Source organism: Halomonas sp. DP3Y7-2, from assembly GCF_019800795.1.
GTDB classification, from domain to species: Bacteria; Pseudomonadota; Gammaproteobacteria; order Pseudomonadales; family Halomonadaceae; genus Halomonas; species Halomonas litopenaei_A.
In genome coordinates this window covers 44,103-59,121 of the sequence record NZ_JAHVKJ010000002.1, presented here as the reverse complement: position 1 = coordinate 59,121, position 15,019 = coordinate 44,103, and the positions used below count along the sequence as shown (strand labels likewise).

At 59.4% G+C, this 15,019-nt stretch carries 17 protein-coding genes and 1 tRNA gene; 11 read left to right on the top strand and 7 right to left on the bottom strand.

Annotated elements, in window-relative coordinates; genetic code table 11:
* Position 1: 1 nt before the first annotated feature.
* From KUV45_RS03510 to KUV45_RS03490, 5 genes are all read right to left on the bottom strand, one after another.
* Complete coding sequence (locus KUV45_RS03510) at positions 2–265, bottom strand: acyl carrier protein (RefSeq protein WP_206944023.1); 264 nt, start codon at positions 263–265, stop codon at positions 2–4.
* Positions 255–524 (bottom strand): phosphopantetheine-binding protein, encoded by a 270-nt coding sequence (locus tag KUV45_RS03505; RefSeq protein WP_206944022.1) that lies wholly within the window; start codon positions 522–524, stop codon positions 255–257. The genes KUV45_RS03510 and KUV45_RS03505 overlap by 11 nt, the downstream gene beginning before the upstream one ends.
* Positions 496–1,284 (bottom strand): 1-acyl-sn-glycerol-3-phosphate acyltransferase, encoded by a 789-nt coding sequence (locus tag KUV45_RS03500; protein WP_206944021.1) that lies wholly within the window; start codon positions 1,282–1,284, stop codon positions 496–498. The genes KUV45_RS03505 and KUV45_RS03500 overlap by 29 nt, the downstream gene beginning before the upstream one ends.
* On the bottom strand, positions 1,281–1,946 hold the full coding sequence (locus KUV45_RS03495; protein ID WP_222164078.1) for a beta-ketoacyl synthase chain length factor: 666 nt from the start codon (positions 1,944–1,946) through the stop codon (positions 1,281–1,283). Before KUV45_RS03495 ends, KUV45_RS03500 begins: the two co-directional genes overlap by 4 nt.
* Before the next feature lie 261 nt (positions 1,947–2,207).
* A complete protein-coding gene (locus tag KUV45_RS03490; protein ID WP_222164077.1) occupies positions 2,208–2,855 on the bottom strand; it encodes a hypothetical protein in 648 nt (215 codons plus the stop codon).
* A 395-nt stretch (positions 2,856–3,250) separates the two neighbouring features.
* On the opposite strand from KUV45_RS03490, the gene katE reads away from it, so the two are divergent.
* From katE to KUV45_RS03445, 9 genes are all read left to right on the top strand, one after another.
* On the top strand, positions 3,251–5,401 hold the full coding sequence (gene katE / locus KUV45_RS03485) for a catalase HPII (RefSeq protein ID WP_222164076.1): 2,151 nt from the start codon (positions 3,251–3,253) through the stop codon (positions 5,399–5,401).
* 208 nt (positions 5,402–5,609) lie between these two features.
* Entirely contained in the window at positions 5,610–5,828 is a 219-nt protein-coding gene (locus KUV45_RS03480; RefSeq protein WP_222164075.1) for a hypothetical protein, read from the top strand.
* Positions 5,829–5,852: 24 nt separating this feature from the next.
* A complete protein-coding gene (locus KUV45_RS03475; protein WP_222164074.1) occupies positions 5,853–6,650 on the top strand; it encodes an IclR family transcriptional regulator in 798 nt (265 codons plus the stop codon).
* Positions 6,651–6,758: 108 nt separating this feature from the next.
* Positions 6,759–7,778: a zinc-binding dehydrogenase gene (locus KUV45_RS03470; protein WP_222164073.1), complete on the top strand. Its 1,020-nt coding sequence runs from the start codon at positions 6,759–6,761 to the stop codon at positions 7,776–7,778.
* Positions 7,775–8,533, top strand: a complete 759-nt coding sequence (locus tag KUV45_RS03465; protein WP_222164072.1) for an SDR family NAD(P)-dependent oxidoreductase — start codon at positions 7,775–7,777, stop codon at positions 8,531–8,533. Before KUV45_RS03470 ends, KUV45_RS03465 begins: the two co-directional genes overlap by 4 nt.
* 10 nt (positions 8,534–8,543) lie before the next feature.
* Positions 8,544–9,506: a C-terminal binding protein gene (locus KUV45_RS03460; protein ID WP_222164071.1), complete on the top strand. Its 963-nt coding sequence runs from the start codon at positions 8,544–8,546 to the stop codon at positions 9,504–9,506.
* Between the two features lie 91 nt (positions 9,507–9,597).
* Complete coding sequence (locus KUV45_RS03455; RefSeq protein ID WP_222164070.1) at positions 9,598–10,593, top strand: DctP family TRAP transporter solute-binding subunit; 996 nt, start codon at positions 9,598–9,600, stop codon at positions 10,591–10,593.
* Between the two features lie 84 nt (positions 10,594–10,677).
* Complete coding sequence (locus KUV45_RS03450; RefSeq protein WP_222164069.1) at positions 10,678–11,172, top strand: TRAP transporter small permease; 495 nt, start codon at positions 10,678–10,680, stop codon at positions 11,170–11,172.
* A 1-nt stretch (position 11,173) separates the two neighbouring features.
* The gene (locus tag KUV45_RS03445; protein WP_222164068.1) at positions 11,174–12,454 is read left to right on the top strand and encodes a TRAP transporter large permease; all 1,281 of its coding nucleotides are present in this window, start codon (positions 11,174–11,176) and stop codon (positions 12,452–12,454) included.
* A 316-nt stretch (positions 12,455–12,770) separates the two neighbouring features.
* Here the strand turns inward: KUV45_RS03445 and KUV45_RS03440 are convergent.
* Together KUV45_RS03440 and ispB are read right to left on the bottom strand one after the other, a co-directional pair.
* A tRNA-Pro gene (locus KUV45_RS03440) sits at positions 12,771–12,847 on the bottom strand.
* A 145-nt stretch (positions 12,848–12,992) separates the two neighbouring features.
* Positions 12,993–13,991 carry an octaprenyl diphosphate synthase gene (gene ispB / locus KUV45_RS03435; RefSeq protein ID WP_206944006.1) on the bottom strand — a complete coding sequence of 333 codons (999 nt, stop codon included), beginning with the start codon at positions 13,989–13,991 and terminating at the stop codon, positions 12,993–12,995.
* 286 nt (positions 13,992–14,277) lie between these two features.
* On the opposite strand from ispB, the gene rplU reads away from it, so the two are divergent.
* Positions 14,278–14,589: a 50S ribosomal protein L21 gene (rplU, locus tag KUV45_RS03430; protein WP_206944005.1), complete on the top strand. Its 312-nt coding sequence runs from the start codon at positions 14,278–14,280 to the stop codon at positions 14,587–14,589.
* A 62-nt stretch (positions 14,590–14,651) separates the two neighbouring features.
* Positions 14,652–14,909, top strand: a complete 258-nt coding sequence (gene rpmA / locus KUV45_RS03425; RefSeq protein ID WP_097790539.1) for a 50S ribosomal protein L27 — start codon at positions 14,652–14,654, stop codon at positions 14,907–14,909.
* The last annotated feature ends 110 nt before the right edge of the window (positions 14,910–15,019 follow it).

Below are 15,019 nucleotides of genomic sequence, written 5' to 3'. Positions count from 1 at the left end.
CTCAGCCTCGCATCAGCTGGTCGACGGCGTTGACCACGTCGTCGATGCTGCGCACGGACTTGAACGCTTCGGGGTCGATGCGACGGCCAGTAAACTGCTTCAGCTCGACCACCAGGTCGACGGCGTCAATGCTATCGATATCCAGGTCTTCGTAGAGTCTCGCTTCGGGTGACACCTCGGCAGGTGAGACTTCGAACAGCTCGACCAGGGTGCGTTGAACGTGGGCCAGAATTTGCTCCCGGCTGACAGTGGCTTCAGTCGACACGACGTTCCTCCACCAGCGCTTTCAGCGCGGCAAGACTCGCAAAGTGGCGGCGGGTGTCTTCGGCTTCGGCATCCAGGGTGACGCCGTAGCGCTTCTGCAGGGCCAGGCCGAGCTCCAGCGCGTCGATGGAGTCGAGCCCCAGACCGTCGCCAAACAAGGGCGCTTGTTCGTCAATATCATCCGGGGTGACATCCTCGAGCTCGAGGGTGTCGATAATCATGTGCTTCAAATCAAGCGCTAGCGCGTCGCTTTGGTTCATCGTGAATGCGCTCCAGTTCCCTGTTGAAGTAGTCACTTAGCTCCCGCGTCAGGTGGCGGGCCTGCTGGCTGGTTGGTAGATGTGACGCCCGCTCTGTCGGCAGGTCGTCGAGTACACGCAGGTCCATCTGCACCTTGCGCGGTGGGATGTGGTACCAGGGTTCACCCTTGGTGAGGGTGGTCGGGGAGCACTGGATCAGCACCGGGGTGATCGGGCTGCTGGTGCGTAGAGCGATATTGGCTCCCCCACGGCGAAACTTGATGGGGCGCCCGGGCGTTGTGCGGGTGCCCTCGGGGAACAGGATCAGCGAGTTGCCCTGGGCGAGGCTCTGTCTGGCGGCCTCTAACAGGGCTTCGGGGTCGCGATTGGTGATATAGCCCGCGACATGGATAGGCCCGCGAGTAAATGGGTTGGTGGCGAGCCTGCCTTTGACGATGCAGTCGGCGTTGGGGGTGTAGGCCAGCAGAAAGACGACGTCTATCAACGAGGGGTGATTGGCCACAATCAAATGACCACCTCGGTTGAGCCGTTCGCTTCCCTGCAGGCGGTAGTCGAGGACACCAAGTCCCTTCATCAGCGCAATGAAGGCGCGAAAGACCTGTTGGATCAGCTGGCGGGCGACGCGCTGGCGTTGCTGAGGGTGACGCACACCAAGGCGTAACAACGGCGCTACGGCGAGTCCGATGACCAGGCCGCCAACGCCAAAGGCAGCGAACGACAGCAAGGTGCCAAGTCCCCTTCGCCACTGATCCAGCGTCATGCTTCCTCCAGGCGCCAGGCAGAAGCCGCGTCCAGGATGGGTACACGTCCCCCCAGCCAGTCGATCACATCAAGCGGGGTCGGTGCTATGCAGCGGCTACTGGTGACAGGTACCAGTGCTCTGCCATCGTCATGAGATAACCTGAGTCCGACGGCGCAGGCACTGCCCGGATGCGGGGCAAGGCCCGAGTAGTCCTCAGGCAGTTCCCCCTCGCTGAAGACGATGACGACGGCCTCGTAGCCTTCCGCCAGATAGCCCTGCGCTTCCCATAGCAGGGCATTGAATTCGTTACCGCTGGCACCCAACGCCTGAAGGGGGCGGCGATGATGATTGGCGATAGCGTGAACGCCCAAGGTGGCGTTGTGCACCGACATGGAAAACCGGGTGGGGGAAAGGGGGGCGCTATCGGCCAAGGACTTCAACATGGCTAGCGTGAAGTTGGCATCACCATGGCGAGACGCATGAACGAGAGGAAAGCGCGCATCGGGGTCAAGCTTGCTCAAGATGTCGCAGGTTGCGCGCCCGGGGGTGTCGAGCCGGCGTCGCAACATGCTGGGCACTGAGGAACCTGGTTTCTCGGGCGGCAGGAGGCAGGCATTCATTGCCTGGCTATCACGGCTCGGGGCCCAGCCTAACCATTCACTAAGGCGTAGTTGTTTCATACCTGACATCCGCCTGAGCGAAAAAGTGAAGTTTATCGTTAAAAGGGCGGCTCTCCAAGTAAGCTTAAGTCAAGTATTTCGTCGAAAATAGACGAATAAGCGCGTCTATTTAGAATATTACCGCCACTCGAATGTCGATAATCAGCAAATGTTATATGTCCTAAATGGATGGCCCGGGCTCGGCGGAAGAGACAGACAGAGAGTAACGTCCGCGCGGCTCGGGCCGGCGCCAATAGGCTCGACAGGGGGCTTGGGTGTGTCTCAGGGGACCGCCTGCTGAGCGACAGCCTCGCGATAGCGTTCCAGAGTCAGCTGATTGTTGGCGACCCAGTCGCTATCGACCGCCACCTGCATGTGGTCTTTTACATGCACATGGATGGGCGACATCTCATGCTTATCGGAAAAGGCAAACTCCGTTTCGATATCGGTATTCAGCGCAATGGCCCAGAAGCCCGGTTGGAACCAGGACCAGAAGCGGGTCACCGCAATATCTACCGTCGTGACATCATCGGCAGGCTGGGCGACAACGCGCCAGCCGGCATCCTCGAAGCCCTCACTGGCGTAGGCGCGAATCAAGTCGGTGACGGATGTGCCTTCTGGTAACTGGACGTCGCCGAGGGCCTTTCCGAAGCCATTTCGCTTGCGTCCAATGGCTCGTGCCTTGCGTTCTGCTGTCGCTGCCGTGGCGCCCTCGAAGCCTAGAGAGGGAATGTCTGCGCTGCGCGGAGCTTCCTCGAAGTGACGCTGGTCGGTGACGTTGCGGATATACAGGCTTGGACCGGACATCGCGTGGGTGGCGGTGACTGTGGCAGGGTCTGGCGCGGGAATATTCACGGTGCTGCGGCTTGTTGCGCACCCCTGCAAGAGTAAAACGGCCATCGCGGTAGCGATCAGTAGGATTCTGTTCATGCTGTCGTCCCTGCTTATCTTACGTTATGGAGTTGGCTTCTGGCGGTAGCGAGGTACTTGCCGGCAACAGAATATCAGTAATGTCTTATTTGAAGTGTGATAGCCGTCCCCGTAGCTGATGTAAGGCAACGTAATGCAGGTGTTGGTTTGTAATTGTCTAATTTATGTTAATGTTTTGTATTGGTTTTATCTTCATGAATTTTATGGATTTATTGCCCTGAGTGTTCTCTCGGATCGGCAGGTTGCTTTTCCATCTGTTGAGCGATGCGCGCTGCTTGCCTATAAGGGAACGGACCTGGCTGTTGGGTGGGAGAACCCCAGCCAAGTGGCCGAGACGTTGTCGCATGAGCGGCGACGGCCGGCATATTTCCCGAGCAAACAATGGAGTGTTTGTCATGGCGAAGAACCCTCATACCACCTCGAATCGCGATCAGGCTCACGACACCGATCGTGGTACCACTGCCAACAGCAAGTCAGAGAACCTTGAGACCTACCGCAGTGATGCCACTGGCCACGATCTACGGACCAACCAGGGCACAAGGATCGCGGACAACCACAATTCGCTGAAGGCCGGCGAACGTGGCCCGACCCTGATGGAGGACTTCATCTTTCGCGAGAAGATGAACCACTTCGATCACGAGCGCATTCCCGAGCGTATCGTCCACGCTCGCGGCGCCGCGGCACACGGCTACTTTCAGCCCTATGAGGCGGCAGCCCGCTATTCCAAGGCGGGACTATTCAAGGATCCCGGTAAGAAGACCCCGGTCTTCGTGCGCTTTTCTACCGTGCAGGGGGCGCGGGGCTCCAACGACACCGTGCGTGATGTGCGCGGTTTTGCCACCAAGTTCTACACCGACGAGGGCAACTGGGATCTGGTGGGCAACAACATGCCGGTGTTCTTTATTCAGGACGCGATGAAGTTCCCCGATCTGGTGCATGCGGTGAAGCCTGAGCCTCATAACGAGATTCCCCAGGGCCAGTCCGCCCATGACACTTTCTGGGACTTTGTCTCGCTGATGCCTGAAAGCGCTCACATGGTGCTGTGGACCATGTCAGACCGGGCGTTTCCTCGACACTATCGGTATATGGAAGGCTTTGGCGTTCATACGTTCCGACTCATTGATCGCAGTGGCAAGGCCCGCTTCGTCAAGTTCCACTGGAAGCCGCTGGCCGGCACCCATTCGTTGATCTGGGACGAGGCGCAGAAGCTCTGGGGGCGTGACCCGGATTTCAATCGCCGCGAGATGTGGGGCGACATCGAGAACGGCGATGTGCTGGAGTGGGAGCTGGGCATACAGGTCGTCGAGGAAGAGGATGAGCATGCCTTCGACTTCGACATTCTTGATCCGACCAAACTGATTCCCGAGGAAGTGGTGCCGGTGACTCCCATTGGCAAGATGGTGCTGGATCGCAATCCAGACAACTATTTTGCCGAGACCGAACAGGTGGCGTTCAACCCCGGCAACGTGGTGCCAGGGATCGACTTCAGCAACGACCCGCTGCTGCAGGGACGTCTGTTCTCCTACCTGGATACCCAGATGCTGCGCCTGGGCGGCCCCAACTTCCACGAGATTCCAATCAACCAGCCGGTGTGCCCCTTCCATAATCATCAGCGTGACGCGCCGCACCGTCAGACCATCAACAAGGGGCAGGTGTCCTACGAGCCCAACTCGATCGACGATGGTTGGCCCCGTGAAACGCCTCCTGCAGATGAACACGGCGGGTACGAGAGCTATCACGAGCGCATCGACGCCCACAAGATCAGGGGACGCAGCGAGTCCTTCGGCGATCACTACTCCCAGGCTCGCCTGTTCTGGCATAGCCAGACGCCGGTTGAGCAAGAGCACATTATTGCGGCCTACGCCTTTGAGCTTTCCAAGGTGGAGCGGCCGTGGATCCGGGAACGGGTGATTCGGGAGATTCTTCCCAACATCGATATGACGCTGGCTCGTCGGGTCGGCGAGGCGCACGGTGTGACACCGCCGGATCATCCCCCCGCCGCCAAGGAAGAGCTTGGCACGATATCGTTGGATAGTTCGCCTTCGCTGAGCCTGCTGCATCGTGAACAGCCCGACATCCGCTATCGCAAGGTGGCGATTCTGGTCGCCGATGGTGTCGATGGCGAGCAGGTAGAAGTCCTGCAGCAGCGCCTGGAGGCTGAAGGCGCTCAAGGGTTGGTCATCGCGCCGTCGATGGCTTCGGTAAAGACCCTGCAAGGAGGCACCCTGACCCCGGATGCCATGCTCAATGGGCTGCCCTCGGTGACCCTGGACGCTGTCGTGGTGGCACCGGGTGAAGATAGCGCCAAGACGCTGGCAGGCTCTGGCCTGGGCCTCTACTACGTGCAGGAGGCCTACAAGCACCTCAAGCCTATCGCCGCTCTCGGTGACGGTACCAAGGTGCTGCAGGGTGCCGGTATCGAGGTGCCGGAAGAGGGCGTGTTCTCGGCGGATCGTGTCGACCAGTGCTTTGCCGATTTTCGTGAAGCGATGCGTGGCCACCGTGTGTGGTCTCGCGATGCCAAGGCGAACGACATGCCGGCCTGAGATAGCGGACCGCGATATCGTGGTGCAGGGCCCTGCGGCTGGCACCCTATCGTAGCCACTTCTAGCCCCCCAGGCCTTGCTTGGGGGGCTGGGTAGTTGAGGTGGCTTGATCGGCGTGGGGCCAGCGGAGCCGGAGGCGCTGGCGGCATGATCTGCACCATGCCAGACAGGTCGGCAGGGCTAAATAATTTGGCTTAAATGAGCGTCAGTGAACCTGCTGATATCGACTTTTGTCTCCATGCGGGTCGATCGCCTGCACGAGTCCAAGGTGATCTCGCACGCAGCGGTGACGCTCGTCGTCTTCGGAGTCGATGGTTTTTTCGACGTTGGCGTTTTTTTCTGCTCATTTTCCGCATTCAACCCCCTATTTGTCCCACTATGTGGTCTCCGTGGTGACTATTTGACCAAGCATGGCAGCTTGCCTTGAATGGAGTGAATTCAGGGAGGTGCCATGGACGAGTTGACCTACCAGCGAGACAGGCCGGTCGTGCGGTCTGGGACTCAGACACTTAGTCGAGGGCTTGAGGTCCTCCAGTACGTCGCGCGTGGCATATCGACCCCCAAGGCGCTGGCGCAGACGATGCAGCTTCCACGCAGCACGATCGCCCGGACCTTGGCCAGTCTGGTCAGGGAAGGCTATTTGCACAAGGTGCCTTACAGGGGGTACTTCCTGGGAGCGAGGCTGATCGAGCTGGGAGAGCGGGCAGCGGAGCAGCAGCCACTGGTGGATATCGCCAGGCCCTTCCTGGAGGCCTTGGCCAATGATACCCGTGACACCGTTCACTTCGGTGTTCTTGACGGTAGTGACGTGCTCTATCTGTGCAAGCTGGCAGGCAAGCGTAGCCTTGAAATGCGCTCGCGCAGCGGAGGTCGCATGCCCGCCCTTGCCACGGCAATGGGCAAGGCCATGCTGGCGTCGCGCGACCCTGCTTCCTGGCCCTCCTATCACGCCTCACTGCAGCGCCATCATTCTCCGGCAGACGATGCTCCTCCGGTAAAGACCTTTGCCGAACTCCACCGAGACCTGATCGAGAGCGATGAACGGGGCTGGAGCTACGACTGGGAGGAGAACGAGTACGGCATCCGCTGCGTGTCGGCGGCAGTGATGAACCATGCCGGCCTGTCCATCGCCGCGGTGAGCGTGACCAGCGTCATCAGCTTCATGCCCGAGCAACGAATGCGTGCACTAGGCGGTCAGGTGAAAAGGACAGCAGATGCCATTGCTCGATCGTTGTCCTGTCGAGCGTGACCCGTAAGGCCTGGTCTGCCGGGCTGGGTCTTGTGGACTTGGCTTTCTGAGCATCTCCCTATCGGCTCAGGACAAAGGTGCGACAGGAACAGTGAACAGGAGAGGGTGATGGAAGCATTGGTCTATACCGGGCCCGAGAAGGTGGAAGTTCAACAGGTCGCCCTGCCTGTTCCCTGCGACACCAAGGTAAAGGTGCGAGTGCTGCTATGTGGTATCTGTGGCACCGACATCGGGATCTATTCTGGCAAGCACCCACGCGCCAAGGCGCCGTTGATACTGGGGCATGAATTCGTAGGCCGGGTCGAAGAAGGTCCTGAACACTCGCGCTTTGTTCCCGGCGATCGTGTTGTGGCCTACCCCTTGCTGTCGTGTGGTGACTGTCATCCCTGTCGTCATGGCACGCCACATGTCTGCGCCAATCTCAGGCTGATCGGCATCGATCGTGATGGAGGGCTTACTGATCATCTGTGGCTCGATGATGAGGTGCTGTTCAGGGTGCCCGAGGCGCTCCCGGATCAAATTGCGGCGCTGGTCGAGCCATTGGCGGTGGTCGTGCGCACCCTTCACCAAGCACGCTTCACTCTGGGGCAGACAGCGGTGGTGATGGGGGCTGGACCTATCGGGTTGCTGACTGCTGTGGTGCTGCGTCACGCTGGCGCGTCGCGCATCCTTGTCTCGGACATTGACTCGTCTCGCCTCGAGCTGTGTCGACGCATGGGCTTCGACGCGGTCGATGCCAGCATCGAGAGTCTGCAGCAGCGTGTCCTGCAGGTCAGCGGCGGAGATGGCGTGGACGTGGTCTTTGAATGCTCCGGGGTGGCCAGTTCTGCCCTGGAGATGACCGCTCTGGCACGGGTCGGAGGAACGCTCTGTCTCACCGCTACCCATAAAACGCCGCCACCAGTATCGCTGATCGACGTCAACTTCAAGGAGCTGACATTGGTCGGCTCTCGAGTCTACACCCTGGCGGAATTCGCCAGTGCCGTGGAGCTGGCTGAGTCGTTGGCCGACACCCTGGCGCCGGTGATCACCCAGGTCGTTCCTCTATCAGGCTCGGCGAGCATCTTCGACATTATCGCTGATCCCGCCATCCATACCGTCAAACTGCTGGTGGACTGTCAATCATGACGCTATTTGATCTTGCAGGTCATAGAGCTTTGGTAACCGGGGGCTCGCGAGGGCTTGGCTACAGCATGGCAGATGCCCTGCTCGATGCAGGCGCCGAGGTGGTGATTATCGGCAGTCATGACAGCGTGCTGTCATCGGCGCGAGATCTGGCGAGGGGGGCAAGCACCTGTCACGGTGTCGTTGCCGACCTGAGGAGCACCGATGAGCGTCGCCAGGGCTTCGCCGCAGCCATGGATGCATTGGACGGGCGGCTCGATATCCTGGTGAATGCCGCGGGCATTCAGAGCCGTTATCCCGCTGAAGAATTTCCCTTGGAAGCCTTTGAAGAGGTGATTGATGTCAACCTCACGGCGGTGTTCGAGCTATGTCAGCTTGCGGGGCGGCATATGCTTGATCAGCGGCGTGGAAAAATCATCAACATTGCCTCACTGCTGTCATTTTTCGGCGGCTATACCGTCCCTGCATATGCGGCCAGCAAGGGCGGTGTCATGCAGTTAACCAAGGCACTGGCCAACGAGTGGGCTGGGCGAGGCGTCAACGTCAACGCCATTGCACCAGGTTACATGGCGACCGAGATGAATGCGGCCCTGCTGGCGGATCATGCTCGCAATACCGGGATCACGGAGCGTATTCCCGCGGGAAGATGGGGCGTTGGCGATGACATGAAGGGGCCTCTCCTGTTTCTGGCATCCACCGCTTCCGACTATGTCAATGGTGCCATATTGCCGGTCGATGGTGGCTACCTTGGACGCTAGAACAAGGGGCATGAAGATCGCCTTCTCGGATCTTGATCATGCCGATTATCTGATCGAGAGCGATATCCTTTCCTCGGCTGGCCTCTCGGCGACGATGTTGCGCTGCCGTAGCGAGATGGAGGTTATTGAGCAGCTTAATGATGTCGATATCGTACTGAACCAGTACGCCCCTTTTACGCGTCGAGTGTTCGAGGCATTGCCACGCCTGAAGCAGGTCGTCCGTTATGGGGTGGGCGTCAACAATATCGATATAGCAGCTGCCACGCAGGCCGGAGTGCAAGTCTGTCATGTGCCCGACTATGGCATGCATGAGGTGTCCGATCATGCCTTGGCGCTGACGCTCGCTCTGCTGAGAAAGCTGGTGCCAATGCACCATGCTTGCCACCAGGGGCGCTGGGATTATGTCGAAGCTGTACCGTTGAGACGACTGTCCTTGCTGACCATCGGTGTGACCGGTCTTGGACGGATCGGGCGACTGTATGCGCGCAAGATGCAGGCACTTGGATGCCATGTGCTGGGCTATGACGCCTACTACCATCCATGTGCAGAAGATGGGACGGAGATGATCCAGCGTGCCGAGCTGCTAGAGCTTTACAGTGACGCCGATGTTATCGCCGTTTTCTGCCCATTGACGGCAGATACTCATCACCTGATCAATGCCAGCGCCCTTTCTTCAATGAAGGAAGGGGTCTATCTCATCAACACCTCCCGTGGCGGGATCATTGATGAAGACGCCCTTGCCGATGCGCTGGCATCGGGGCAGGTGGCGGGAGCGGGTATCGACACCACAGAGCATGAACCCCTGCAGCCATCGAGTCGGTTGTGGTCGAGTCCACACTGTCTGATTACCCCCCATATGGCCTGGTACTCGGAAGACGCGGCCGCTGAGCTAAAGCGCAAGGTGGCTGAAGAGGCCGTGCGGTTTGCTCGAGGCGAGCCGGTGCTATGGCCCGTCAACCGTCTGACGTCGTAGCGGGTGTCATCACGCTGAGTCGTAACAAGCCGCCTGGCGGCACTCCCGGGCCTGACGGGCTCGTACTCTAACGCGAAAGAAGGATGTAGCGATGCCTAAGGCTTGCAAGCTCCAGTGGGTGATGTCGGTCGCGATGCTCGGTTCGCTGTTGGCCATGACGCCAGCCACCTCCCAGGCCGAGACGTTACGTATGTCAACGGTCACTTCAGTGTCGGCCAAGGACGCCAGCTATGAGTTGAAGCGCCTGGTAGAAGAGCGAAGCGGCGGTGATCTAGAGATCACGATCTTTCCTGACAACCAGCTGGGGGATGACCGGGTGGTGGTGGAGAGCACCATCTTTGGTGACATCGATATTGGTTTGTCGTCGACCAGTCCCATGGCCACTCTGTTTCCCGACCTTTATCTCTTTGATGCGCCCTTCCTGTTCCTATCCAAGGAGGGGGCCTATGTCGAGCTCGACGGAGAGGTGGGGGATCAGCTGTTGGCCTCTCTTGAGAGCAAGGGCCTGAAGGGGCTGGCGTTCTGGGAAAACGGGTTTCGCAACTTCACCGACAGTGGAAAGGTGGTGGCGGTACCCGCCGATGTGGAAGGCATGAAGGTACGCACCATGGAGAATGAGGTCCATCTGGCCGCATGGCGCGCCTATGGTGCCAACCCGACACCGATGGCGTTCACGGAACTGTTTACCGCGTTACAGCAGGGCACGGTCGACGCTCAGGAAAACCCGCTGGGAATCATCGATGGTAACCGTTTGCAGGAAGTACAAGACCATGTGTCGCTGACGCAGCATGTCTACACCCCGTATCTCGTGTTCATGAACCTTAGTGCCTATAACGCTCTGAGCCAGGACCAGCGTGACGTGCTGGAGGCCGCCATCGATGAGATGACCACCTATCAGCGTCAGCGCTCCGAGGAACTGGAGGGCGAGATTCTGGCGAAGTTCAGTGAGCAGGGCGTGACCGTGACCGAGCTGTCGCCAGAGCAGAAGGCGATGTGGCGTGACGCCGCGGTGGAGGCCGATATCTACGCACTGGTAAAAGACAAGATGGAGCATCCCGAGTACCTCGATCAGCTTTTGTCCCAGTAGCTTCCTGGGGCGCCGGTTCATCGGCGCCCCTTCTTTTTGCCTAAAGTTTCGCTGTTTGCTCCCGATTGCCGCAGGAGGGTGCGGATGAAAGTGCTCAAATGGTTCGACCAGTACGCGGAGATTTCGATCTGCGTGGTACTGATGTCTGCGATGACGTTGCTGCTCGCGGTTCAGGTGTTTATGCGTTATGTCATGGGGGGGTCCCTTTCCTGGTCGGAGGAGCTCGCCCGCTACTTCTTTATCTGGTTGATCTATCTGGGTATCAGCTACGGCGCGCGAGAAATGCGCCATATCAAGATCGATGCGGCGCTCAAGCTATTCCCGCGACCGGCGCGCCCTTGGGTCGTGATTCTTGGGGATGTGCTGTTTCTGGTCTTTGCTCTGTACGTTGTCTGGACCAGTTGGACGGTCATCGAGCGCCAGATGATGCTCGGCCAAACCTCTCCGGCTATCGGCGTGCCCATGTGGATCGTTTATGCAGCCCCCTGTGTGGGCTTTGCGCTGACCACGGCGCGACAGGTGCAGAGCATCTGCTGGCGGATCAAGCATCCCGACGCTGCTCACGAATCGGAGGTGTGAGATGACTGCAGCCGTGTTGTTTCTGAGCCTGGTCGCGCTGTTGATCCTCAATGTGCCAGTGGGCATCGCCATCGGCCTCTCCTGTGTGGTGACAATTCTCACCTTTGGCACGCTGTCCGATCTGTATGTGGCGCAGACTTTGGTATCCGCCACCGACAGCTTTCCGATCATGGCGATTCCGCTGTTTATCCTGGCGGGCGACCTGATGGGGGCCGGTGGGGTTTCCCGGCGTATTCTGGCGGTGGCGTCTGCCTTCTTCGGCCGTGTGACGGGAGGGCTGGCCATCGTCACGGTGGTGGTGTGCATGTTCTTTGCTGCGGTATCGGGGTCTGGTCCGGCGACCGTTGCGGCCGTCGGCTCCATGGTCATACCGACCATGCTTGAGGCGGGCTATTCCAGGTCCTTCGTGCTGGCACTGGTGGCGGCGGCGGGGAGCATCGGCGTCATCATTCCTCCATCCATTCCGATGGTGCTCTACGGTGTCTCTACCGGCACCTCCATCTCCAACATGTTTCTGGGTGGCGTATTGCCCGGATTGTTGATCGGTATGGTGCTGATCCTTTACGCCTACTTCTACTCCAGAAAAATGGGTTGGAAAGGCACTGAGGAGCCCTTTGAAGGGCGCAGGACGCTGTGCCTGGTATGGGAAGCCAAGTGGGCGCTGCTCAATCCCGTGATCATTCTTGGTGGCATCTATGCGGGGATCTTCACGCCGACCGAGGCGGCGGCTGTCGCTGCCGTCTATGCATTTGTCTGCGGTGTCTTTATGCACCGGGAGCTCTCGCCCAGAGACATCTTCAAGGTGATCGCGGGCTCTTGTGCTATCACTGGCACGGTCATGGTGATCCTTGGCTGTGCCTCCACCTTTGCCCGTATTCTCACGATCGAGCAGATCCCGGTGGCCATCGCCGACTTCATGCTGCAGTTCTCGTCGAGTCCGGCGGTGATGTTGCTGGTGATTCTGGTGCTTTTGCTGGTGGTTGGCTGCGTGATGGATACCACCCCCGCCATTCTGGTGCTGTCACCGATTCTGTATCCGGTGGCCACCTCCATGGGGATTGATGCCGTGCACTTTGGCATCGTGATGGTGGTCAGTCTGGCGATTGGCTTTATTACCCCGCCGCTGGGGATCAACCTGTTCGTCGCAGCTCGGATTGGTAACGCGCCCTTGGGTACGGTCATCAAGGGGATCGTGCCTTTCGTGACGGCCATGGTCCTGACGCTGCTGGTGATTGCCTACGTACCAGCGCTGCCATTGATGCTCATATCACTGCTGAGCTGAGCTGAGCTGAGCTGAGCTGAGCTGGGTGGGTAAGCGGAGTTCAGCCTAAGGGGTTGAGTTAGCGGGTTGAGCTTCGGGAGTTGAGTTTAGATAGAACAGAGGATGTGAGGCGCAGTCGCGTCCGGTGCAAAGCAGGACGACCTGAGCGACGCCGCGGGGTCTTTTGGACGGTAGCGTTGGCAGGAGCGACGTGCAGGTGGGGTCGAAAAGATCCGCGGTCTATTGAGGCCGCTTATGCGCCAGCTCGACATGGGGTATCCGAAACGAAAAAGGCTCCTGCGAAATGTTCGCAGGAGCCTTTTTCTGTGAAATTCTTTGGTCGGAGTAGCAGGATTCGAACCTACGACCTCTGCCTCCCGAAGGCAGCGCTCTACCAAGCTGAGCTATACTCCGACGCGTGAGGTGTGCCCCTCAACGGATGCGTAGTATACGGATCCTTGTGATTGATGCAACTCTTGCGAGCCCGATTCGGTACTTTTTTCCAGCTTGCCCGGCACTTGGGGGCACTTTGCCTGTTGCCTATCAGGCCTGGTGATTGTCAGGTCTTGCGCTCTACCGCCAGGCGGGCCAGCTCGGCCATGCTGTCACGGTAGGGAGAGGGCGGCAGCTGGTCGAGTTCTGTCAGCGCCTTCGAGACCATCTCTTCCGCTTTCTGGCGAGTGTAATCCAGGGCCCCGGTAGCGGTAACGATGGACAGCACCTCATCGAGGTGATCGAGTCCGCCCTTGCGGATGGCGCGACGTATGATGCGGGTCTGTTCCGGCGTGCCGGCGGCCATGGCCTGAATCAGCGGCAGGGTCGGCTTGCCTTCCGCCAGGTCGTCACCGACATTCTTGCCCATGGCCTTGGCGTCGCCTTCGTAGTCGAGCAGGTCGTCAATAAGCTGGAACGCCAGGCCGAGATAGCGCCCGTAGTTCGCCAGCGCCTGTTCCTGCTGCTCATCGGCGCCGGCGAGAATGGCGCCGCTATGGGAGGCAGCCTCGAACAGCATGGCTGTCTTGCCAAGAATGGTGTCGAAGTAGGCCGCTTCGTCGGTGTCCGGATTGCCCACGTTGGTGAGCTGCTGGACCTCGCCCTCGGCGATGGTGCAGGTGGCGGCGGACAGCACTTCCATGATCCGCATCGAGCCGACGTCGACCATCATCTGGAACGAACGCGAGTAGAGGAAGTCACCCACCAACACCGATGGCGCATTACCCCAGGCGTCGTTGGCGGTGGCCTTGCCGCGGCGCATGTGTGACTCATCGACGACGTCATCATGGAGCAGCGTCGAGGTATGCATGAACTCGATCAGCGTGGCCAGGGTAATGTGACGCTCGCCCTGGTAGTTCAGTGCCCTTGCCGCCAGCAGCACCAGCAGCGGGCGCAGACGTTTGCCCCCGCTTTCGATGATGTATTGCCCAATGGTTTCGACCAGCGGGATGCGGGAGGCAAGCTGGTCCAGGATGGTCTGGTTGACGGCGGCGAAGTCGTCGGCGACCACCGCATGAATCGGCGAAGGAGCTGCAGATGAAGGCGTGGTGGCGTTGACAGGCATGAAGGCGGCTTCGGCTTATAGAGATGGGAGGCCAGGGGCCAGGTTGCCGGTCATGCTATGGGCCCCCTATGGGGCCGTCAAGACGATAAGCACCCTGGCAGGGCCCGTGAAGAGGTTTTTGCCGGCAATGTGGCTTGACGGCAGTCGTCGGGTTGTGTTGTCGCGCGGGCATCGTTATAATTCGCGGCCCACTCATCCATGCTCCCTGTCAGATGGCTGCCAAAAGGGGCGCCACTCGAAGCAGGTCGATCAAGAGCCAACCCCGATGAGTATCTGGAGAAACAGCATGTACGCAGTGATCAAAAGCGGTGGCAAGCAGTACCGCGTTCAGGAAGGCCAGACTCTCAAGCTCGAGAAGCTGGAAATTCCGACTGGCGATACCGTCGAATTCGACGAAGTCCTGCTGGTTGGTAATGACGACGACGTCACCGTCGGTGCCCCGCTGGTAGCCGGCGCCAAGGTGAGCGCTGAGATCGTTTCCCACGGCCGTGGCGAAAAGGTCACCATCATCAAGTTCCGTCGTCGTAAGCATCACATGAAGCGTCAGGGCCACCGTCAGTGGTTCACTGAAGTTAAAATCACCGGAATTTCTGCCTAAGAACGCCTCGCCTCACGGCGAATGCGTAGCGGACTATTCCCTCAACGAGCGAGGACTTTGCAATGGCTCATAAGAAGGCAGCCGGCTCCACACGTAACGGTCGCGACAGTGAAAGCAAACGCCTTGGCGTCAAGCTGTTCGGTGGCCAGGCAGTGACCCCGGGCAACATCATCGTGCGTCAGCGTGGCACCAAGTTCCACGCCGGCACCGGTGTTGGCATCGGCAAGGATCACACTCTCTTCGCACTGGACGAAGGTGTGGTCAAGTTCGAGACCAAGGGTCCGAAGAACCGTAAGTTCGTGAGCGTTGTCTCTGCCTGAGACCGCCCCGAGCGCCATGGGTAGGCAGCGGCCGTGAAGTTCGTCTGCTGTCAGGCCCCGGAAGGCCCCGCCAAGCGCGGGGCCTTCTTGTATCATGGTGGAAAGCTTCC

Excerpts from the sequence above, each read along its gene's own strand:
- KUV45_RS03495 (WP_222164078.1), bottom strand. The coding sequence starts at position 1,946 with ATGAAACAACTACGCCTTAGTGAATGGTTAGGCTGGGCCCCGAGCCGT.
- KUV45_RS03450 (WP_222164069.1), top strand. The coding sequence starts at position 10,678 with ATGAAAGTGCTCAAATGGTTCGACCAGTACGCGGAGATTTCGATCTGC.
- ispB (WP_206944006.1), bottom strand. The coding sequence starts at position 13,991 with ATGCCTGTCAACGCCACCACGCCTTCATCTGCAGCTCCTTCGCCGATT.
- KUV45_RS03445 (WP_222164068.1), top strand. The coding sequence starts at position 11,174 with ATGACTGCAGCCGTGTTGTTTCTGAGCCTGGTCGCGCTGTTGATCCTC.
- KUV45_RS03500 (WP_206944021.1), bottom strand. The coding sequence starts at position 1,284 with ATGACGCTGGATCAGTGGCGAAGGGGACTTGGCACCTTGCTGTCGTTC.
- KUV45_RS03475 (WP_222164074.1), top strand. The coding sequence starts at position 5,853 with ATGGACGAGTTGACCTACCAGCGAGACAGGCCGGTCGTGCGGTCTGGG.
- KUV45_RS03470 (WP_222164073.1), top strand. The coding sequence starts at position 6,759 with ATGGAAGCATTGGTCTATACCGGGCCCGAGAAGGTGGAAGTTCAACAG.
- rpmA (WP_097790539.1), top strand. The coding sequence starts at position 14,652 with ATGGCTCATAAGAAGGCAGCCGGCTCCACACGTAACGGTCGCGACAGT.
- KUV45_RS03490 (WP_222164077.1), bottom strand. The coding sequence starts at position 2,855 with ATGAACAGAATCCTACTGATCGCTACCGCGATGGCCGTTTTACTCTTG.
- KUV45_RS03505 (WP_206944022.1), bottom strand. The coding sequence starts at position 524 with ATGAACCAAAGCGACGCGCTAGCGCTTGATTTGAAGCACATGATTATC.
- KUV45_RS03460 (WP_222164071.1), top strand. The coding sequence starts at position 8,544 with ATGAAGATCGCCTTCTCGGATCTTGATCATGCCGATTATCTGATCGAG.
- KUV45_RS03465 (WP_222164072.1), top strand. The coding sequence starts at position 7,775 with ATGACGCTATTTGATCTTGCAGGTCATAGAGCTTTGGTAACCGGGGGC.
- KUV45_RS03455 (WP_222164070.1), top strand. The coding sequence starts at position 9,598 with ATGCCTAAGGCTTGCAAGCTCCAGTGGGTGATGTCGGTCGCGATGCTC.
- katE (WP_222164076.1), top strand. The coding sequence starts at position 3,251 with ATGGCGAAGAACCCTCATACCACCTCGAATCGCGATCAGGCTCACGAC.
- rplU (WP_206944005.1), top strand. The coding sequence starts at position 14,278 with ATGTACGCAGTGATCAAAAGCGGTGGCAAGCAGTACCGCGTTCAGGAA.